This window comes from Streptococcus sp. 596553, assembly GCF_900411395.1.
Lineage (GTDB): Bacteria > Bacillota > Bacilli > Lactobacillales > Streptococcaceae > Streptococcus > Streptococcus mitis_BA.
Genome location: NZ_OXCQ01000010.1, coordinates 10,620 through 29,983 on the forward strand (window position 1 = coordinate 10,620; position 19,364 = coordinate 29,983).

A 19,364-nucleotide genomic window follows, 5' to 3' on the forward strand; every position below is an offset into this window, starting at 1 on the left:
AAACTACTAAGATAGAGGTTATTCAAAAACATAATTTTAGTAGAAAATGAAGTAAATATTCCCACAATAAAACGCATAATATCAAGGTTTTTCAACACCTGATATTATGCGTTTTCCTTATCTTCTTAAAGACTTTTTGTCCAACTTATTTTCCTATTTATACTCTTCGAAAATCTCTTCAAACCGTGTCAGCTTAACCTTGCCGTACTCAAGTACAGCCTGCGGCTAGCTTCCTAGTTTGCTCTTTGATTTTCATTGGGTATTAAATAGCTTCTGTAACAAAACTACGGCTTTCCAATACTTTGAGCATGGCGTTAGCTGTATCTAGGGCTGTAAAGAGGGGCACTCCGTGTTCAATGGCTGAACGGCGGATTTGCTCACCATCTTCGTCAGCAGTTCGTTTGGTTCCTACTGTGTTAATGATAGCTTGAATTCTTCCTTTGCGAACAAAGCTTGGGATATCCTTATCGTCATCACCAATCTTTCCAACAGGCTGAGCATGTAATCCATGACTGGCAAAGAAGGCTGCTGTCCCTTCTGTCGCGAGGATTCCATAGCCAATATTTTGGAAACGACGAGCCAAGTCCAAGGCTTCTTCTTTAGCATCATCAGCGATGGTAAAGACAACATTTCCAAAAGTTGGCAAGTGTAAGTAAGAAGCTTCAAAGGCCTTATAGAGAGCTTTTTCCAAAGTAGCATCAGAACCCATAACTTCCCCTGTTGACTTCATTTCAGGACCAAGTAAGCTGTCTACCTTAGCTAGTTTGGTAAAGGAGAAGACAGGTGCCTTGATATGAACGCGGGTGCTTTCAGGGTAAAGTCCCTCTTGGTAACCAAGTTCTTCAAGTTTTTGACCAAGAATAAGCTTGGTTGCTACTTGAGCCATAGGAATATTGGTTACCTTAGAAAGGAATGGAACGGTACGGCTGGCACGTGGATTGACCTCAATAACATAGACTTTTTCATCCTTGATGACAAACTGGATGTTCATCATTCCAAGGCAGTTAAGACCGATTGCTAGGCGTTTAGTATAGTCTGCTATAGTTTCCTGAACCTTTTGCGACAAGGTTTGTGGTGGGTAAACTGCCATTGAATCACCTGAGTGGACACCGGCACGTTCGATATGCTCCATGATACCAGGAATGAGTACATTTTTACCATCTGAAATGGCATCAACTTCGCACTCTTGCCCAACGATATAAGAGTCGACAAGAACTGGGTGGTCTGGACTAGCCTTAACAGCAGTTCGCATGTAAGAACGAAGGTCTGCTTCGTTTTCAACGATTTCCATAGCACGTCCACCTAAGACATAAGATGGGCGAACGAGAACTGGGAAGCCAATCTTGCGAGCTGCAAGCACTGCTTCTTCTTCATTGGTTGCCGTTTGTCCTGGTGGCTGTGGAATATCCAATTCTTTGAGAGCTTGCTCGAAAAGGTCACGGTCTTCGGCACGGTCTAGGTCAGCAACTTGTGTACCAAGGATCGTCACACCTGCTTTAGCCAATGGCTCCGCAAGGTTGATAGCTGTTTGACCACCGAACTGAACGATAACTCCTTTTGGTTGCTCCAGGTCAATGACGTTCATAACATCTTCAAAAGTCAATGGTTCAAAGTAGAGCTTGTCAGACACAGAGAAGTCTGTTGAAACAGTCTCTGGGTTTGAGTTCATGATAATAGCTTCATAACCAGCAGCCTGGATAGCCTTAACCGAGTGAACAGTTGCGTAGTCAAACTCAACCCCTTGACCGATACGGATTGGACCAGAACCTAGGACTAGTACAGATTCCTTATCAGATCTGATAGATTCATTTTCCCATCCATAGGTTGAATAGAAGTATGGTGTTTCAGAGTCAAATTCTGCCGCACAAGTATCTACCATCTTGTAGACTGGGACAATCTTGTTTTCCAAACGAAGCTGACGGACTTGGTCTGCAGTCGTTTCCCATAGTTCAGCAATCTTACGGTCTGAAAATCCATTCAATTTTGCAGTTTTCAAAACTTCAAGATCTTGTGGATGGGCACCCAACTCCTGCTCAATTTCAAAGATATGTAAGAGTTTATCCAGATAGAAGATATCAATCTTAGTCAGGTCAGCAATCTCTTCTGGTGTGTAGCCACGACGAATTGCTTCTGATACGTAGAAGAGGCGGTCATCTTGGGCTTTCACAACCTTTTCAATCAAAGCATCATCAGAAACTGCTGCAAGTTCAGGCATTTCATTGTGGTGAACTCCAATTTCAAGTGAACGACAAGCTTTAAGAAGTGACTCTTCGATGTTACGTCCAATCGCCATGACTTCTCCAGTGGCCTTCATCTGAGTACCCAGACGGCGCTCACCCTTTTCAAACTTGTCAAATGGGAAACGTGGAATCTTGGCAACCACGTAGTCAAGGGCTGGCTCAAACATGGCATAGGTTGAACCTGTAACTGGGTTGATGACCTCATCCAAGGTCAAACCGACGGCAATCTTGGCAGCCAATTTAGCAATCGGATATCCTGTCGCCTTAGATGCAAGGGCTGACGAACGGGATACACGAGGGTTTACTTCGATGACATAGTACTTGAAGCTATGTGGATCAAGGGCTAGCTGAACGTTACATCCACCTTCAATCTTGAGAGCGCGGATAATGCTCAAGCTCGCGTCGCGTAGCATTTGGTTTTCATAGTCTGACATGGTTTGCGCAGGGGCAAATACGATGGAATCCCCTGTATGAATCCCAACTGGGTCAAAGTTTTCCATGTTACATACAACCAAAGCATTGTCAGCTGAGTCACGCATCACTTCGTATTCAATTTCCTTGAAACCAGCAATTGAACGCTCAATCAAACATTGGGTAACAGGTGACAATTTCAAACCATTTTCAGCGATTTCACGCAATTCTTCCTCGTTGGCACACATACCACCACCAGTACCACCAAGAGTGAAGGCTGGACGAACGATGACTGGGTAGCCAATTGTTGCTGCAAAGGCAACAGCTTCTTCGACTGTATTTACAATTTCTGATTCTGGAATTGGTTGGTTGAGCTCTTCCATCAATTGTTTAAAGAGGTCACGGTCCTCCGCTTGGTCAATGGCAGATAATTTAGTTCCTAGAAGCTCAACACCAAGCTCATCAAGGATACCATTTTTAGACAATTCCATGGCCATATTAAGACCAGTTTGTCCACCAAGGGTTGGAAGCAAGGCATCTGGACGTTCCTTACGAAGAATACGCGTTACAAACTCAAGTGTAATCGGTTCAATGTAAACCTTGTCAGCAATTTCTTTGTCCGTCATGATGGTTGCAGGATTTGAGTTAACCAAGACAACCTCATACCCTTCCTCTTTCAACGACAAGCAAGCCTGGGTCCCAGCGTAGTCAAACTCAGCAGCCTGACCAATAATAATCGGACCAGAACCAATCACCATAATTTTTTGAATATCAGTACGTTTAGGCATTTATAAGATATTAAGGGCGTCAAGCGGACAAAGCTAAAATAGGAGTTATGACGAAAAACTATCAGTTCTAGGAATAACTATCTTTTTAGCACCGTCCGTAGCCCGTATTCAGTTCAGCAAATACGGACCACCCTTCTCCTTTCTATTCGTCGCCTCACAGAGCGACATTAAATAAATTCTCCGACGATTTTTTAGCGAAACGATATTTTTCGGTAAAAAATCTAGTGCAGGGAGTTTTTAGTTCGCCTGATAGCGACTAAAAGAAACGACCTGTCTTTCTATTCAGCAACTCTCGGGTTGCCATTAAATAAGATACAAAGGACGAATAGAAAGCGATTGAATTTTAGGAAACCCATGAAGGATTGACAATCCAAATTGGTTTCTCTAAATTCCGAGCTTTCCGTCCGTGTTCAGTTACATAAATTCTCTGACGAGCTTTTACTCGTTCTTAGTTTGATTGTTTAAAAGCTTCCATCATCTCGATAAACTCATCAAATAGGTAGCTTGCGTCGTGTGGACCAGGGGCTGCATCTGGATGGTATTGAACAGAGAAAGCAGGTTGGTATCTGTGACGCACACCTTCAACTGACTTGTCATTGATTTCTTCATGGGTAATGATTAAATGATCTGGCAAATCCTCACGGCTGACTGCATAACCATGGTTTTGGCTGGTAAAATCTACGCGTCCTGTAGCAATTTCGCGTACCGCATGGTTGAATCCACGGTGACCAAACTTCATCTTGTAAGTCTTAGCCCCGTTTGCCATGGCAAAGAGTTGATGCCCCATACAAATACCAAAGATTGGAATTTTTCCTTGCACACCACGAATCATATCAAGGGCTTGTGGAACATCTTCTGGGTTACCTGGACCGTTTGACAACATAACTCCGTCAGGATTGAGATGGAGAATTTCTTCCGCCGTTGTCGAATAAGGAACAACCGTCACGTTACAATTACGCTTAGAAAGTTCACGTAGAATTGAGTGCTTGAGACCAAAGTCCACTAGCACCACGCTCAAACCAACTCCTGGAGCTGGATAGGATGTTTTAGTAGAAACCTGTTTGATATTGTCAGTCGGCAAGACTGTTGCTTGGAGCTGATCCGTCACATGGTCCATACTGTCTCCAACATGAGTCAAGGTTGCACGCATAGTACCATGTTTACGGATAATCTTAGTGAGGGCACGCGTATCAATCCCTGAAATACCAGGAATTTTCTTGGCTTTCAAAAATTCATCCAAGGTCATTTGGTTGCGCCAGTTACTAGCTCTACGTGCTTCTTCGAAAACAACAACTCCCTTACAAGTTGGAATAATGGATTCGTAATCATCACGGTTAATTCCATAATTTCCCACCAAAGGATAAGTAAAGGTCAAGATTTGTCCATTATAAGACTGGTCTGTAATGGATTCTTGGTAGCCGGTCATGCCTGTATTAAAGACAATTTCACCAGTTACATCAATATCTGCTCCGAAGGCCTTGCCTTCAAAAACTGTACCATCTTCTAATACTAGAAGTCTTTTTGTCATATTTTCACCTCTCGTGGACGCTCACTGGCGTCTTTTAACGTCTTGTGTTTTAGTTGGCGTTTCTACTCGCCAGTACGGATTCTAAGATTGCCATTCGAACAAAGACACCATTGGTCATTTGTTGGACAATCCGTGATTTTGGTGCTTCAACCAAGTGGTCTGCGATTTCTACATCACGGTTGACTGGAGCTGGGTGCATGAGGATTGCTGTTTCTTTCAAACGGTCATAACGTTCTTGAGTCAAGCCATGTTGGGCATGGTAGTCTTCTTTTGAAAAGACTGCTCCGCTATCATGGCGTTCATGTTGCACACGGAGAAACATCATGACATCCACCTGATCAATGATTTCATCAATGGTTACAAACTGTCCATAGTCTGCAAACTCTTGACTTCTCCATTCCTCAGGTCCAGCAAAATAAAGTTCAGCTCCCAAGCGTTTCAAAATCTGCATATTGGATTTGGCAACGCGTGAATGGTCCAAGTCACCTGCAATCGCAACCTTGAGACCCTCAAAGTGGCCAAATTCCTCATAAATAGTCATCAAATCAAGCAAGCTCTGGCTAGGATGTTGTCCCGAACCATCTCCACCATTGATGATGGAAGTCGTAATCGTGGGACTAGCAATTAACTCTCTGTAGTAGTCAACCTCAGGGTGGCGAATCACACAGACATCCACTCCTAAAGCAGACAGAGTCAAAATGGTATCATAAAGTGTCTCACCCTTATTGACTGAACTAGTCTTCACATCAAAGTCAAGTCGTTCCAGCCCCAGTTTAATCTCTGCCACTTCAAAGGACTTATGCGTCCGTGTAGAATCCTCAAAGAAGAGATTGGAAACAATCGGGTGGTTTTCATAGGGAAGCTGAGCTCCGTTTTTAAACTCAATTCCTCGCTTGATCAATTTCATGACTTGATCGACAGTGAGGTCTTCCATGGACACCACATGGTTCAATGCTTGTTGATTTTCTGACATGGCTACTCCTTTAGCTTTCTAAGCTTCTTCAGTAATCAGAACTCTGTCTTGGCCATCAAGTTCTGTCATCTCTACGATGATTTCTTCAGAACGACTAGTTGGGATATTTTTTCCAACGTAATCTGGACGGATTGGTAGTTCTCTGTGGCCACGATCGACTAAAACCGCTAAACTCACGCGCGCAGGACGACCATGACCTACAATATTATCAATAGCAGCACGGATAGTGCGGCCTGTATAGAGCACATCGTCCACCAAGATAACTTCGCGGTCTGTCACATCGACAGAAACCAAAGAAGTATCTTCTCCACTTTTAACATCATCACGGAAAGGTTTAGTATCCAATTCCACAACAGGAACTGAAAGATTTTCTAGTTGCTCCAAACGTTCTTGGATTCGGTGGGCGATAAATACACCACGAGTTTTAATACCAGCCAAGACGATTTTATTCAAATCTTTGTTGCGTTCGATAATCTCATAAGTAATACGCGTAATCGCTCGTTTGACAGTCAATTCGTCTACAACTTCTTTTGCCTTCATGACAAACCTCCAAAAAGAAAAGTCTCCTTAAACAAGGAGACTTGAAATGTATAGCTAAGTAAGCCCTACTGCAAACAGTATAGACTTCACCCTTCTACTTTATCGCGCTCCTTGCCTGCCTCACGGGACAGGTTTAAAGGAATATTTAGTTATCAATTACTATAGCACAAAGCATGCTTAAAATCAAGCAAAAACTTTTGGTACACCATCTTATAAATTGCTAAAGTCATATAACTGTGGGTACTGGTCACACTCTGGATTTTTAGGATGGCAAATGGCTCTTCCAAAATAAATCATGGCCTGATGGGCTGCTAACCACTGATCAGGCGGCAAGATATCCATGACCCGCTTTTCCACCTCAAGTGGTGTCGCTGATTTTTTGACGATATCGTGGTGTTTGCAAATACGCTCCACATGAGTATCTACTGCAAAGGCTGGAATTCCAAAGCCCACACTCATGACAACATTGGCTGTCTTGCGACCAACACCTGCCAAACTCTCCAATTCCTCACGTGTCTGAGGGACTTGACCATCAAAATCATCTAGTAACTGTTGGGCACATTTTTTAAGGAATTTAGCCTTATTTCGATACAGTCCCAGGCGAGAAATGTGTGAAGCAATCTCACTTTCTGTTGCAACAGACATGGCTTGTGGCGTTGGAAAGGCAGCAAAGAGACCCGGTGTGGCCTTATTTACCGCTGCATCCGTTGTCTGGGCCGATAACATGACCGCAACCAAGAGTTCAAAATGATTGGTAAAATCAAGACTGGGTTTGGCATCTGGAAACAGAGCAATGATTTCTTCTAGCACTTTTCGTGCTCGTTTTTTTGACAAAACCATTATTCGTCTCCATCAAATAGTCCTTGTAAGCCAGCAAAAGGACTGTTTTCTTCTTTCTTAACTGCTTGTTGGGCCTGATATTCTTCCTCTGTCATGATTTGCCAGTCATTTCCTGACACAAATCCTTGACCAGCTTCTTCTTCAGCCGTCAAGACCTTGATAGGAATGTTCAGCAGGATATTGTCTGACACGCTCTCAGCAAGGTCTAGTTCTCCATTTTCGATAGGCAAGACCAAATCATCATCTAAAACTTCTTGATCTAGCTGGTTGGTTGCGCCTTCCATGAAAACTTCCGTTACTGGATAAGATTCAACTAACTCAACTGGCTCCATACTGCGACTTGAAGCAAGAACAATGGTATAAGATAGTTGATAATCTAAGAAATACATACGGTCTTCGTACTGTACTTTCCCAACAGCAAGGATATCTTTTACATCTAAAATTTCTTGATTACGTGCACGCAGGTCTGCGGCTAAGTCTAATGTTTGTTCAAAATGCAAGCCTTCAGACTGCTTGCGAATCTCTTGAATATTTAATTTCATACTTCCTCCATAAAGATTTACTCTCTTGATTATACCATGAAAAGGCTACAAATCAGCCCACCAAACTTTGTAATTAACATTCGATTTTTTAATATATTTATCACTATATTTTTTGGTGCTATACTATAGGCAAGAATATATCAGAACAAGGATGATGCTCACATGGAAGACAAAGAACTCATTACTAATGCAACCCAACTCCTATCCGAGTTAAATAAAAGTTTCCAAAGCTGCAAACAGGGTACGGCAGATGATATTCGACTGCAAGAGCTGCTAAATTCTACTCTGCAAGAGCTCAAAAAAGCGGAAAAGTTGAACAACAGTATCTTAATAGACCTTGAGAAATTTTATCAACGTACCAGTCTTCTGATAGGTCTCGGTAGACTAAAACTGAACGAGCAAGCACGCATTGCTTGGCGAAACTACGACAAATTCCATTACGAGCATGTCAAACACGTACTAACTCTTTATGGGCCTGTTTTCGGATTTTAGAGATTAGATTTGTTAGTTTTCTGTTGACAAATTATCCGGAAAGGTATAGGATAGAGGTACTAATACTCGGAGGTAAGGGAGACATGAACAACTAAGTCTATCAAATAAAGAACCTTTATTTAGTAGATCTTGTTTTTGTCTCTTTTTGCGTGCTCTTTTATGCTCTTTTTCTGGCATTTTATACTCAATGAAAATCAAAGTGCAAACTAGGAAGCTAGCCGTAACCTGTACTTGAGTACGGTAAGGCGACGCTGACGTGGTTTGAAGAGATTTTCGAAGAGTATTAATAGAGTTTTTTGACATAAACTTTGGCTCTACTAGGTAAAGTAGAGCTTTTTGTTATGCACTATTGACATTCTAGAAAGGACATTCATATGATAAAAATCAATCACCTGACCATCACACAAAACAAAGATTTACGAGACCTTGTCTCAGACTTAAACATGACCATCCAAAACGAAGAGAAGGTCGCTATTATTGGCGAAGAAGGAAATGGTAAATCGACCTTGCTTAAAACTTTAATGGGGGAAACTTTGCCTGATTTCACTATCAGGGGAGACATCCAGTCTGACCATCAGTCACTGGCTTACATTCCTCAAAAACTTCCCGAGGACCTGAAAAAGAACACTTTACACGACTACTTCTTTTTAGATACTATTGATTTAGATTACAGTGTCCTCTATCGTTTGGCGGAGGAATTGCATTTTGATAGCAATCGTTTCGCAAGTGACCAAGAGATTGGCAGTCTATCAGGGGGCGAAGCTTTGAAAATTCAGCTCATCCATGAGTTAGCCAAACCCTTTGAGATTCTATTTTTAGATGAACCTTCAAATGACCTAGACCTTGAAACGGTTGATTGGCTAAAAAGTCAGATTCAAAAGATTCGGCAAACTGTTATTTTCATCTCCCATGATGAGGACTTTCTGTCTCAAACGGCTGATACTATTGTCCACTTGCGACTGGTCAAGCACCGTAAAGAAGCGGAAACACTAGTAGAGCATTTAGACTATGATCGCTATAGTGAGCAGATAAAGGCTAATTTTGCCAGACAAAGTCAGCAAGCTGCTAACGACCAAAGAGCCTATGACAAAACCATGGAAAAACATCGGCGAGTCAAGCAAAATGTAGAAACTGCACTTCGAGCTACCAAAGACAGTACTACCGGTCGCCTATTGGCTAAAAAGATGAAAAATATCCTCTCTCAAGAAAAACGCTACGAAAAGGCAGCTCAGTCCATGACCCAAAAGCCACTTGAAGAGGAAGAAATCAGACTTTTCTTCTCAGATATACAGCCATTACCTGCTTCTAAAGTCTTAATCCAACTGGAAAAAGAAAATTTATCCATTGGCGACCGAATTTTGGTGCAAGAACTACAATTAACTGTCCGTGGCCAAGAAAAAATTGGTATCATCGGCCCAAATGGTGTTGGGAAATCAACTCTGTTAGCCAAATTACAGCAACTTCTGAATGATAAAAGAGAGATTTTACTTGGTTTTATGCCACAAGATTACCATAAAAAACTACAATTAGATTTATCACCAATAGCCTATCTCAGCAAAACTGGGGAAAAAGAGGAACTACAAAAAATCCAATCTCACCTAGCCAGTCTCAATTTCAGTTATCCAGAAATGCAGCATCAAATTCGCTCCTTATCTGGCGGACAACAGGGTAAACTCCTGCTTTTGGATTTAGTCTTGTGCAAACCAAACTTTCTCCTGTTGGATGAACCTACACGAAACTTTTCTCCCACTTCTCAACCCCACATCAGGAAACTCTTTGCAACCTATCCGGGCGGTCTCATCACTGTTTCGCATGACCGTCGTTTCTTAAAAGAGGTCTGTTCAAGCATCTACCGCTTGACAGAACACGGTTTGGAGCTAGTTAATTTAGACGATTTATAAATTTGCAACATAGCAAAAATCCAGAGACGACCTCTGGATTCTTTTACATCTGTTTCAAACGTTCGATCCGTTCTGAGATAGGTGGGTGGGTATAAAAGAGTTTTTGGAACCCTCCACCTTTCTTAGGATCATTGATATAAAGTGCACTGCTGGCATCATCGACAGGACGACTCATGGGTTTACTATTGTCTAACTTACGTAGGGCATTAATCATTCCTTGAGGATTGCGCGTCAACTCAACACTGGAAGCATCAGCTAGGAATTCCCTCTGACGAGAAATAGCTAGTTGCACCAAAGTTGCAGCGAGGGGAGCCAACACGATAGCTAGTAGGGAAACCACGAGCATAATGATTTCTAAGCCATTTCCTTCTCTGTCATCGTCACTTCGTCTGCGACCTGCGCCACCCCACCACATCATACGACCAGCCATACTAGAAAGCATGGTGATAGCACTAGCAAGGGCGACAGCAATAGTCGAAATACGGATATCGTAATTACGGATATGACTGACTTCATGTCCCATAACAGCTTCTAGCTCCTCACGATTCATGATAGCTAATAGACCTGACGTCGCAGCAACAGCCGCATTTTGAGGATTAGAACCTGTCGCAAAGGCATTTAAGGCTGGATCATCAATGATGAAAACACGGGGCATAGGAATCTGAGCGACCATAGCCATATCTTCCACTACATGGTAGAGGTCTGGTGCCGTTTGTTCATCCACCTCACGCGCTCCATTCATGGACATGACAATCTCTGTCGATTGAAAAATCATGGACAAGGCATAGATAAAGCCGATAATCAGTGCGATAACCAAACCACCAATCCCAGACCGCATAAAGAGGTAACCAACCGCATAGCCAACAAGAGCTAAGAGTAGGAAAAATACCAGCAACAAAATCCACGTTTTTCGTTTATTGCTTGCAATTTGATCAAACAACATCTTAGTCACCTAAACCGCTAAAATCAACTTTAGGAACTGCCTTTTCCTCTTCTGGTGTTTGAAGGAAATCTGCTGCTTTAAATCCAAACATTCCAGCGATAATATTGCTTGGGAAAGTTTCTAATTTTACATTGTAGTTGCTGACAACACTGTTATAGAGTTGACGAGAGTAAGAAATTTTATTTTCCGTGTTTGTCAACTCCTCTTGCAATTTAACAAAGTTGGCACTAGCTTTCAAATCTGGATAGCTTTCTGCAACTGCAAAAATACCTGAAACCTGACGAGTAAGGGTATCACTAGCTTTCATAGCTTCTGCTGGTGAAGTCGCTGCCGCCACTTGGTTACGCAGTTCTGCCACCTTTTCAAGGGTAGAACCTTCATATTTGGCATAACCTTTTACAGTCTCAATCAAGTTTGGCAATAGATCATTTCGACGTTTCAACTGAACATCAATCTGACTCCAAGCCTCCTTTGTTTGCATACGATTTTTAACCAAACCGTTATAGCTAACAATCACAAAAATAACAATAAGAGCTAAAACTCCAAGAATAATCCAAGTCATTATATAAGTCCTTTCTGCTTTTAGATTAGTACCAGTATATCAAATTTTTAATGATTGTGGTAAAATAAGATGATACTAAAGAAGGAAATAACTATGAAACCAGAAACATTTTACAACTTGCTTGCCGAGCAAAATCTTCCACTTTCTGACCAGCAAAAAAAACAATTTGAACGTTATTTTGAGCTCTTAGTCGAGTGGAATGAAAAGATTAATTTAACAGCCATTACGGATAAGGAAGAAGTTTATCTCAAACATTTTTACGATTCGATTGCACCCATTCTTCAAGGTTTGATTCCCAATGAAACTATCAAACTTCTTGATATCGGAGCTGGGGCAGGATTTCCTAGTCTGCCGATGAAAATCCTCTATCCTCAGCTAGATGTGACTATCATTGATTCACTCAATAAGCGCATCAACTTCCTCCAACTGTTGGCTCAAGAACTGGATTTGGACGGTGTTCATTTCTACCATGGACGTGCCGAAGATTTTGCCCAAGACAAAAACTTCCGTGCTCAATATGATTTTGTAACAGCTCGTGCTGTAGCCCGTATGCAGGTCTTGTCTGAATTGACTATTCCCTACCTTAAAGTTGGCGGGAAACTATTGGCACTCAAGGCCAGCAATGCGCCTGAGGAGTTGTTAGAAGCTAAGAATGCCCTCAACCTCCTTTTTAGTAAGGTCGAAGACAATCTCAGCTACGCTCTACCTAATGGAGATCCGCGCTACATCACAGTGGTAGAAAAGAAAAAGGAAACACCAAATAAATATCCACGTAAGGCTGGCATGCCCAATAAACGCCCACTTTAATCTTTTTAGTAAAAAAATATTTACAAAGTTTGTAATTTTTGCTATACTATCACAAGCAAAGGTTTTTAATGTCATCCCGTGAGGTGACGAAGACGCAGAAATATTTAAAACTCTTTAAAGTCTAGATTTTAGAGAAGTCTTACTCTGAGGGCCTATTGCTGTAAAATAATGGGCTCTTTTTTGATGCCCAAAAGTGAGGTTTATATGAAACAAGAATCAACTGTTGATTTGTTACTAGACGTTGACCAACGTCCTTCAGCTGGAAAAGGAATTCTCCTTAGTTTCCAACACGTTTTCGCCATGTTTGGTGCGACCATCTTAGTACCATTGATTTTGGGAATGCCTGTATCTGTTGCCCTTTTTGCTTCAGGTGTTGGAACACTCATCTACATGATTTCAACTGGTTTTAAAGTTCCAGTTTATCTAGGTTCTTCATTCGCCTTTATCACAGCTATGTCACTGGCTATGAAAGAAATGGGTGGTGATGTATCTGCTGCTCAAACAGGGGTTATCTTGACTGGTTTGGTCTATGTCCTTGTGGCTACCAGCATCCGATTTGTAGGAACAAAATGGATTGATAAACTCTTGCCACCAATCATTATCGGTCCTATGATCATCGTTATCGGTCTTGGACTTGCAGGTTCAGCTGTTACCAATGCAGGTCTTGTAGCAGACGGAAATTGGAAAAATGCTCTTGTAGCAGTTGTTACTTTCTTGATTGCTGCCTTTATCAATACAAAAGGAAAAGGCTTCCTACGAATCATTCCATTCCTCTTTGCCATTATCGGTGGTTACCTCTTCGCACTAACTCTTGGCTTAGTTGACTTTACACCAGTTCTTAAAGCTAACTGGTTTGAAATTCCTGGTTTCTACTTGCCATTTAGTACTGGTGGTGCCTTTAAAGAGTACAATCTTTACTTTGGTCCAGAAACCATCGCCATCTTGCCAATCGCTATCGTAACAATTTCTGAACATATCGGAGACCATACTGTTTTGGGTCAAATCTGTGGCCGTCAATTCTTAAAAGAACCAGGTCTTCACCGTACTCTTCTTGGTGACGGTATCGCAACTTCTGTTTCTGCCTTCCTTGGTGGACCAGCCAATACAACTTACGGAGAAAATACAGGGGTTATCGGTATGACTCGTATCGCTTCTGTCTCAGTCATCCGTAACGCTGCCTTCATCGCAATTGCCCTTAGCTTCCTTGGTAAATTCACTGCCTTGATTTCAACCATTCCAAACGCTGTACTTGGTGGTATGTCAATCCTTCTCTATGGGGTTATCGCCAGCAACGGTTTGAAAGTCTTGATTAAAGAACGTGTAGACTTCGCTCAAATGCGTAACCTAATCATCGCGAGTGCTATGTTGGTTCTTGGACTTGGAGGAGCTATCCTTAAACTTGGTCCAGTTACTCTTTCAGGAACTGCCCTATCAGCTATGACAGGAATCATCTTGAACTTGATCTTGCCATACGAAAATAAAGACTAAGAGTCTAAACACCAAATCCGCTCAGACAACTGAGTGGATTTTTTCGTACACTATAATACAAATATCTGTAAATTGTTAAAATCAAAAAACGTATAATATCAGGTATTCTAAAACCTTGATACTATACGTTTTATCATAGAAATTTTTACTTCATTTTCTCATCAAATGAGATTTGCATCAATCCCTTATCTTACTTACGTTTCTTCTTCGCTTTTTTCATTTTGTTAGCCATACGTTTCATAGACTGTTTCATGGCAAATTCACCGATTTTACCTTTGAGTCCACCACCAAACATCTGGCTCATATCTGGCATTCCTGCTCCTCCGAGAGCTGACAGGTCAGGCATACCGCCTTGTCCCATCATTCCTTCAAGGGCAGACATATCCATTCCTCCCATATTTGGCATATTTTTAGGAAGGTTGTTTGGATTGATTCCCATCTGCTTCATCATCTTGTTCATATCCCCAGACATAACACCCTGCATGAGCTGTTTAGCCTGGTTAAAGTCCTTGATGAATTTATTTACTTCGACAAAGGTATTTCCAGAACCTGCAGCGATACGACGGCGACGGCTTGGATTTAACAAATCTGGATTTTCACGTTCTTCAGGTGTCATTGAAGACACAATGGCACGTTTGCGCGCAATCTGGCGCTCATCTACCTTCATGTTTTGAAGGGCTGGATTGTTGGCCATACCTGGAATCATCTTGAGCAAGTCTTCCATTGGCCCCATGTTTTGCACCTGATCCAATTGATCGATGAAATCATTGAAATCAAAGGTGTTTTCACGCATCTTCTCAGCCATTTCAAGGGCTTTTTGCTCATCGTATTCTTGAGAAGCTTTCTCAATCAAAGTGAGCATATCCCCCATACCAAGGATACGGCTAGACATGCGATCTGGGTGGAAGGTTTCAATGTCCGTAATCTTTTCACCTGTACCAGTGAACTTGATTGGTTTTCCAGTAATATGACGAACAGATAGAGCAGCACCACCACGAGTGTCCCCATCAATCTTGGTAAGGATGACCCCAGTCACTTCCAACTGAGCATTAAACTCACGCGCAACATTGGCCGCTTCTTGACCAATCATGGCATCAACGACGAGCAAAATTTCATTTGGTTGAGCTAGTGTTTTCACATCGCGAAGCTCATTCATCAGAAGCTCATCAATCTGCAAACGACCTGCCGTATCAATCAAGACATAGTCATTATGATTAGCTTGGGCTTGTTCCAAACCTTGACGTACAATCTCCACAGCTGGAACCTCTGTTCCAAGAGCGAAGACAGGCACATCAATCTGTTGTCCCAAGGTCTTAAGCTGATCAATAGCAGCAGGGCGATAAATATCCGCCGCAATCATCAAGGGACGGGCATTTTCTTCTTTCTTGAGTTTGTTAGCCAATTTACCTGCAAAGGTTGTTTTACCAGCCCCCTGCAAACCAACCATCATGATGATGGTAGGAATCTTAGGTGACTTGATAATTTCTGCCGTATCAGAACCTAAAACAGCTGTCAGTTCCTCATCTACAATTTTAATAATCTGTTGAGCAGGATTAAGGGTATCAATGACCTCATGCCCGACTGCACGCTCACGAACTTTCTTGATAAAGTCCTTTACAACAGGCAAGGCAACGTCGGCCTCAAGCAAGGCCAAGCGAATTTCTTTGGTTGCCTCTTGGACATCAGATTCAGAGATTTTTCCTTTTTTACGTAGATTTTTAAAGACGTTTTGCAAACGTTCTGTTAAACTTTCAAATGCCATTTTTCTTCCTCTTATTCTCTATTATCAATGCTTGTTAAAATTTCTATCTGCTCTTGCAGAAAGTCATCCTTGGGATAGCGCTCCAAAATCTGATCAAAAATCTGACTGCGGACAATGTAGTCCGAGTACATGTGCAATTTCATCTCATAATCTTCCAGAATCTTTTCTGTCCGCTTGATATTATCATAGACAGCCTGACGACTGACACCAAACTCCTCGGCAATCTCAGCGAGGCTGTAATCATCAGCATAGTAGAGCTCTATGTAGTTCATTTGCTTGTCTGTCAAAAGCGCCGCATAAAATTCAAAGAGCGCATTCATACGATTGGTTTTTTCGATTTCCATAACTTTTATTATACCAAAAAATAGCCTAATCTACCACACTAGGAAGCCAATCCAAGAGGATAGCTAGCTAAATTTGAAAAAGACATGAGCCTAGCCCCAAGTAATTTCCAATTGATAGCGGGCAAAGGGTTGCCCCTCTTGATTTTGTAGCTGATAATCTAGTTCAATCTTTTGCCCATCAACTTGATAATGGCTCGTTTGGATGATAAACTCCTGCATACCCATAGGTGTAGGAATATAGGCTAAACTATCACTATCCTTTAGAAAGCGCATAATGGTCTTGGGATTGGAAAATCGGCTCATCACCAGTTCTTGACCATGAAATTTAATAACCACTTTTTCCTTTTCCTCATTATAGAAAAGCAGGTAGCTATAATCTCCTTTTTCATGCACTTCCACGTCATAAAGCTGGTCAATCACTTCCAACTGCTCATCAAACTGAATCGTATTTCGCATCCGAATCTTCACATCAAGTCCTCTTTCTTGTCTCTTGTCCTACTATTTTACCAAAAACTCTAGCTTTTTGCTATAATGGTCATATGAACGAAAAAGTATTCCGTGACCCAGTTCACAACTACATCCATGTCAATAATCAAATCATCTATGACTTGATTAATACAAAAGAATTTCAGCGTTTGCGTCGAATCAAGCAACTGGGAACTTCCAGTTATACCTTCCACGGTGGAGAACACAGTCGCTTCTCCCATTGTCTTGGAGTCTATGAGATTGCTCGTCGTATCACGGAGATTTTTGAAGAAAAATATCCAGACGAATGGAATCCTTCTGAGTCTCTCTTGACCATGACAGCTGCTCTCCTACATGACCTTGGACATGGTGCCTACTCCCATACTTTTGAACATCTCTTTGATACCGACCATGAAGCCATTACTCAGGAGATTATCCAAAGTCCTGAAACGGAGATTCACCAAGTCCTGCTACAAGTGGCGCCAGATTTTCCAGAAAAGATAGCCAGTGTCATTGACCATACCTATCCTAACAAGCAGGTCGTGCAACTCATTTCCAGTCAGATTGATGCGGACCGCATGGACTATCTCTTGCGTGACTCCTATTTTACGGGAGCTTCCTATGGGGAATTTGACCTGACTCGGATCCTCCGAGTCATTCGTCCTGTCGAAAATGGCATCGCCTTTCAGCGCAATGGCATGCACGCCATCGAAGACTATGTCCTCAGTCGCTACCAGATGTACATGCAGGTTTATTTCCACCCTGCAACACGCGCTATGGAAGTTCTCCTACAGAATCTCCTCAAGCGCGCCAAGGAACTCTATCCTGAGGACAAGGACTTCTTTGCACGAACTTCTCCACACCTCCTGCCTTTCTTTGAAAAAAATGTGACCTTGACTGACTATCTGGCTCTGGATGATGGTGTGATGAATACCTATTTCCAACTCTGGATGACCAGTCCTGACAAGATTCTCGCAGATTTGTCGCAACGCTTTGTCAACCGCAAGGTCTTTAAATCCATTACCTTTTCACAAGAGGACCAAGATCAACTCGCTAGCATGAGAAAATTGGTTGAGGACATCGGCTTTGATCCCGACTACTATACTGCCATTCATAAGAACTTCGACCTCCCTTATGATATCTATCGTCCCGAATCTGAAAATCCACGGACACAGATTGAGATTTTACAAAAGAATGGTCAACTGGCCGAACTCTCTAGCCTGTCTCCTATCGTCCAATCCCTTGCTGGTAGTCGTCACGGAGATAATCGCTTTTATTTTCCAAAAGAAATGTTAGACCAAAACAGCATCTTTGCTAGCATTACCCAGCAATTTTTACACTTGATTGAGAACGATCATTTTACCCCAAATAAAAACTAGAAGAGGAAATTTATGAGTATTAAACTAATTGCCGTCGATATTGACGGAACCCTTGTCAATAGCCAAAAGGAAATCACTCCTGAAGTCTTTTCTGCCATCCAAGATGCCAAACAAGCTGGTGTCAAAGTCGTCATTGCAACGGGCCGCCCTATCGCAGGTGTTGCCAAACTTCTGGACGACTTGCAGTTGAGAGACGAGGGTGACTATGTCGTGACCTTCAATGGTGCCCTGGTCCAAGAAACCGCTACAGGCCATGAGATTATCAGCGAATCCTTGACCTATGAAGATTATCTAGATATGGAATTCCTCAGTCGCAAGCTCGGTGTCCACATGCACGCCATTACTAAGGATGGTATCTACACTGCCAATCGCAATATCGGAAAATACACAGTGCACGAATCAACCCTCGTCAGTATGCCTATTTTCTACCGCACTCCTGAAGAAATGGCTGACAAGGAAATTGTCAAATGTATGTTCATCGATGAACCAGAAATCCTCGATGCTGCGATTGAAAAAATTCCAGCAGAATTTTACGAACGCTACTCCATCAACAAATCTGCTCCTTTCTACCTCGAACTCCTTAAAAAGAATGTGGACAAGGGTTCAGCTATTACTCACTTAGCTGAAAAACTCGGATTGACCAAAGATGAAACAATGGCTATCGGTGACGAAGAAAATGACCGTGCTATGCTGGAAGTCGTTGGTAACCCCGTTGTCATGGAAAACGGAAATCCAGAAATCAAAAAAATCGCCAAATACATCACCAAAACAAATGACGAATCCGGCGTAGCCCATGCCATTCGTACATGGGTACTGTAAAAGGGTATGAATAGACGAAAACCGCTCAGCTGAGCGGTTTTTAGTATCTAATTACATGCCCCCTGCAGGAATCGAACCTGCAACTACTCCTTAGGAGGGAGTTGTTATATCCATTGAACTAAGGGAGCTAGATAAAAACTCTGCTGAAGAAGCAGAGTTTTTTAGTCGAATTAACGACGAATTTCTTTGATACGAGCTGCTTTACCTTGAAGAGCACGCAAGTAGTACAATTTCGCACGACGTACTTTACCGTAACGAACAACTTCGATTTTTTCAACACGTGGAGTGTGGATTGGGAAGATACGCTCAACACCTACACCGTTAGAGATTTTACGAACTGTGTAGTTTTCTGAGATGCCAGCACCTTTACGTGCGATAACAACACCTTCAAAAATCTGGATACGTTCACGGTTACCTTCGACAACTTTCGCGTGTACACGAACAGTGTCACCAGGACGGAATGATGGGATATCTGTACGAAGTTGACCTTCAGTCAAGCTTTGGATTAATGGATTCATTTTATTCTCCTATCTTTGTCAA

The 19,364-nt window shown here is 42.1% G+C and carries 18 protein-coding genes and 1 tRNA gene; 6 read left to right on the plus strand and 13 right to left on the minus strand.

Annotation, left to right across the window (positions count from 1 at the left end):
* Window positions 1-262: 262 nt before the first annotated feature.
* The 6 genes from carB to DSY56_RS09095 all read right to left on the minus strand — a co-directional run bounded on the left by carB (window position 263) and on the right by DSY56_RS09095 (window position 7,862).
* A complete protein-coding gene (gene carB, locus DSY56_RS09070; protein WP_112445196.1) occupies window positions 263-3,439 on the minus strand; it encodes a carbamoyl-phosphate synthase large subunit in 3,177 nt (1,058 codons plus the stop codon).
* 448 nt (window positions 3,440-3,887) lie between these two features.
* Window positions 3,888-4,967 (minus strand): carbamoyl phosphate synthase small subunit, encoded by a 1,080-nt coding sequence (locus DSY56_RS09075; protein WP_000166852.1) that lies wholly within the window; start codon window positions 4,965-4,967, stop codon window positions 3,888-3,890.
* Between the two features lie 49 nt (window positions 4,968-5,016).
* A complete protein-coding gene (locus DSY56_RS09080; protein WP_023936533.1) occupies window positions 5,017-5,940 on the minus strand; it encodes an aspartate carbamoyltransferase catalytic subunit in 924 nt (307 codons plus the stop codon).
* An 18-nt stretch (window positions 5,941-5,958) separates the two neighbouring features.
* Entirely contained in the window at window positions 5,959-6,480 is a 522-nt protein-coding gene (gene pyrR, locus DSY56_RS09085) for a bifunctional pyr operon transcriptional regulator/uracil phosphoribosyltransferase PyrR (protein WP_004257972.1), read from the minus strand.
* A gap of 210 nt (window positions 6,481-6,690) precedes the next feature.
* A complete protein-coding gene (gene nth, locus DSY56_RS09090) occupies window positions 6,691-7,320 on the minus strand; it encodes an endonuclease III (RefSeq protein WP_112445198.1) in 630 nt (209 codons plus the stop codon).
* On the minus strand, window positions 7,320-7,862 hold the full coding sequence (locus DSY56_RS09095; protein WP_000773212.1) for a YceD family protein: 543 nt from the start codon (window positions 7,860-7,862) through the stop codon (window positions 7,320-7,322). Before DSY56_RS09095 ends, nth begins: the two co-directional genes overlap by 1 nt.
* Before the next feature lie 162 nt (window positions 7,863-8,024).
* Here DSY56_RS09095 and DSY56_RS09100 point away from each other — a divergent pair, with 162 nt between their 5' ends.
* Both DSY56_RS09100 and DSY56_RS09105 read left to right on the plus strand, forming a co-directional pair.
* Window positions 8,025-8,354, plus strand: coding sequence for a helicase BlpT (locus DSY56_RS09100; RefSeq protein ID WP_112445200.1), 330 nt, complete (start codon window positions 8,025-8,027; stop codon window positions 8,352-8,354).
* A gap of 374 nt (window positions 8,355-8,728) precedes the next feature.
* The gene (locus tag DSY56_RS09105; RefSeq protein ID WP_112445202.1) at window positions 8,729-10,255 is read left to right on the plus strand and encodes an ATP-binding cassette domain-containing protein; all 1,527 of its coding nucleotides are present in this window, start codon (window positions 8,729-8,731) and stop codon (window positions 10,253-10,255) included.
* Window positions 10,256-10,298: 43 nt separating this feature from the next.
* On the opposite strand, the gene htpX is transcribed toward DSY56_RS09105, so the two are convergent.
* Both htpX and DSY56_RS09115 read right to left on the minus strand, forming a co-directional pair.
* Window positions 10,299-11,198 (minus strand): zinc metalloprotease HtpX, encoded by a 900-nt coding sequence (gene htpX / locus DSY56_RS09110; RefSeq protein WP_000895740.1) that lies wholly within the window; start codon window positions 11,196-11,198, stop codon window positions 10,299-10,301.
* Window position 11,199: 1 nt separating this feature from the next.
* Window positions 11,200-11,760 carry a LemA family protein gene (locus DSY56_RS09115; RefSeq protein WP_112445205.1) on the minus strand — a complete coding sequence of 187 codons (561 nt, stop codon included), beginning with the start codon at window positions 11,758-11,760 and terminating at the stop codon, window positions 11,200-11,202.
* Window positions 11,761-11,853: 93 nt separating this feature from the next.
* Between DSY56_RS09115 and rsmG the strand changes: the two genes are divergently transcribed.
* Window positions 11,854-12,567 (plus strand): 16S rRNA (guanine(527)-N(7))-methyltransferase RsmG, encoded by a 714-nt coding sequence (gene rsmG / locus DSY56_RS09120; RefSeq protein WP_112445207.1) that lies wholly within the window; start codon window positions 11,854-11,856, stop codon window positions 12,565-12,567.
* Window positions 12,568-12,771: 204 nt separating this feature from the next.
* Window positions 12,772-14,055, plus strand: coding sequence for a uracil-xanthine permease family protein (locus tag DSY56_RS09125; protein ID WP_164226579.1), 1,284 nt, complete (start codon window positions 12,772-12,774; stop codon window positions 14,053-14,055).
* Window positions 14,056-14,245: 190 nt separating this feature from the next.
* On the opposite strand, the gene ffh is transcribed toward DSY56_RS09125, so the two are convergent.
* The 3 genes from ffh to DSY56_RS09140 all read right to left on the minus strand — a co-directional run bounded on the left by ffh (window position 14,246) and on the right by DSY56_RS09140 (window position 16,629).
* Window positions 14,246-15,817: a signal recognition particle protein gene (gene ffh, locus DSY56_RS09130; protein ID WP_112445211.1), complete on the minus strand. Its 1,572-nt coding sequence runs from the start codon at window positions 15,815-15,817 to the stop codon at window positions 14,246-14,248.
* Between the two features lie 11 nt (window positions 15,818-15,828).
* Window positions 15,829-16,161, minus strand: coding sequence for a putative DNA-binding protein (locus DSY56_RS09135; protein WP_000402066.1), 333 nt, complete (start codon window positions 16,159-16,161; stop codon window positions 15,829-15,831).
* Between the two features lie 90 nt (window positions 16,162-16,251).
* A complete protein-coding gene (locus tag DSY56_RS09140) occupies window positions 16,252-16,629 on the minus strand; it encodes a DUF1934 domain-containing protein (RefSeq protein WP_112445213.1) in 378 nt (125 codons plus the stop codon).
* A 71-nt stretch (window positions 16,630-16,700) separates the two neighbouring features.
* On the opposite strand from DSY56_RS09140, the gene DSY56_RS09145 reads away from it, so the two are divergent.
* A complete protein-coding gene (locus DSY56_RS09145; RefSeq protein ID WP_112445215.1) occupies window positions 16,701-18,005 on the plus strand; it encodes an HD domain-containing protein in 1,305 nt (434 codons plus the stop codon).
* A 12-nt stretch (window positions 18,006-18,017) separates the two neighbouring features.
* Window positions 18,018-18,824, plus strand: a complete 807-nt coding sequence (yidA, locus tag DSY56_RS09150; RefSeq protein ID WP_112445217.1) for a sugar-phosphatase — start codon at window positions 18,018-18,020, stop codon at window positions 18,822-18,824.
* Window positions 18,825-18,880: 56 nt separating this feature from the next.
* Here yidA and DSY56_RS09155 read toward each other — a convergent pair.
* Both DSY56_RS09155 and rplS read right to left on the minus strand, forming a co-directional pair.
* Window positions 18,881-18,952, minus strand: a tRNA-Arg gene (locus DSY56_RS09155).
* A gap of 42 nt (window positions 18,953-18,994) precedes the next feature.
* Window positions 18,995-19,342, minus strand: coding sequence for a 50S ribosomal protein L19 (gene rplS / locus DSY56_RS09160; RefSeq protein ID WP_001068669.1), 348 nt, complete (start codon window positions 19,340-19,342; stop codon window positions 18,995-18,997).
* Window positions 19,343-19,364 lie beyond the last annotated feature (22 nt).

What these genes read in the sequence shown, in the direction of transcription:
- ffh (WP_112445211.1), bottom strand. Translation starts at nt 15,817, where the DNA reads ATGGCATTTGAAAGTTTAACAGAACGTTTGCAAAACGTCTTTAAAAAT.
- rplS (WP_001068669.1), bottom strand. Translation starts at nt 19,342, where the DNA reads ATGAATCCATTAATCCAAAGCTTGACTGAAGGTCAACTTCGTACAGAT.
- DSY56_RS09105 (WP_112445202.1), top strand. Translation starts at nt 8,729, where the DNA reads ATGATAAAAATCAATCACCTGACCATCACACAAAACAAAGATTTACGA.
- DSY56_RS09115 (WP_112445205.1), bottom strand. Translation starts at nt 11,760, where the DNA reads ATGACTTGGATTATTCTTGGAGTTTTAGCTCTTATTGTTATTTTTGTG.
- DSY56_RS09135 (WP_000402066.1), bottom strand. Translation starts at nt 16,161, where the DNA reads ATGGAAATCGAAAAAACCAATCGTATGAATGCGCTCTTTGAATTTTAT.
- htpX (WP_000895740.1), bottom strand. Translation starts at nt 11,198, where the DNA reads ATGTTGTTTGATCAAATTGCAAGCAATAAACGAAAAACGTGGATTTTG.
- DSY56_RS09080 (WP_023936533.1), bottom strand. Translation starts at nt 5,940, where the DNA reads ATGTCAGAAAATCAACAAGCATTGAACCATGTGGTGTCCATGGAAGAC.
- DSY56_RS09100 (WP_112445200.1), top strand. Translation starts at nt 8,025, where the DNA reads ATGGAAGACAAAGAACTCATTACTAATGCAACCCAACTCCTATCCGAG.
- DSY56_RS09095 (WP_000773212.1), bottom strand. Translation starts at nt 7,862, where the DNA reads ATGAAATTAAATATTCAAGAGATTCGCAAGCAGTCTGAAGGCTTGCAT.
- DSY56_RS09125 (WP_164226579.1), top strand. Translation starts at nt 12,772, where the DNA reads ATGAAACAAGAATCAACTGTTGATTTGTTACTAGACGTTGACCAACGT.
- DSY56_RS09145 (WP_112445215.1), top strand. Translation starts at nt 16,701, where the DNA reads ATGAACGAAAAAGTATTCCGTGACCCAGTTCACAACTACATCCATGTC.
- carB (WP_112445196.1), bottom strand. Translation starts at nt 3,439, where the DNA reads ATGCCTAAACGTACTGATATTCAAAAAATTATGGTGATTGGTTCTGGT.
- nth (WP_112445198.1), bottom strand. Translation starts at nt 7,320, where the DNA reads ATGGTTTTGTCAAAAAAACGAGCACGAAAAGTGCTAGAAGAAATCATT.
- pyrR (WP_004257972.1), bottom strand. Translation starts at nt 6,480, where the DNA reads ATGAAGGCAAAAGAAGTTGTAGACGAATTGACTGTCAAACGAGCGATT.
- yidA (WP_112445217.1), top strand. Translation starts at nt 18,018, where the DNA reads ATGAGTATTAAACTAATTGCCGTCGATATTGACGGAACCCTTGTCAAT.
- DSY56_RS09075 (WP_000166852.1), bottom strand. Translation starts at nt 4,967, where the DNA reads ATGACAAAAAGACTTCTAGTATTAGAAGATGGTACAGTTTTTGAAGGC.
- rsmG (WP_112445207.1), top strand. Translation starts at nt 11,854, where the DNA reads ATGAAACCAGAAACATTTTACAACTTGCTTGCCGAGCAAAATCTTCCA.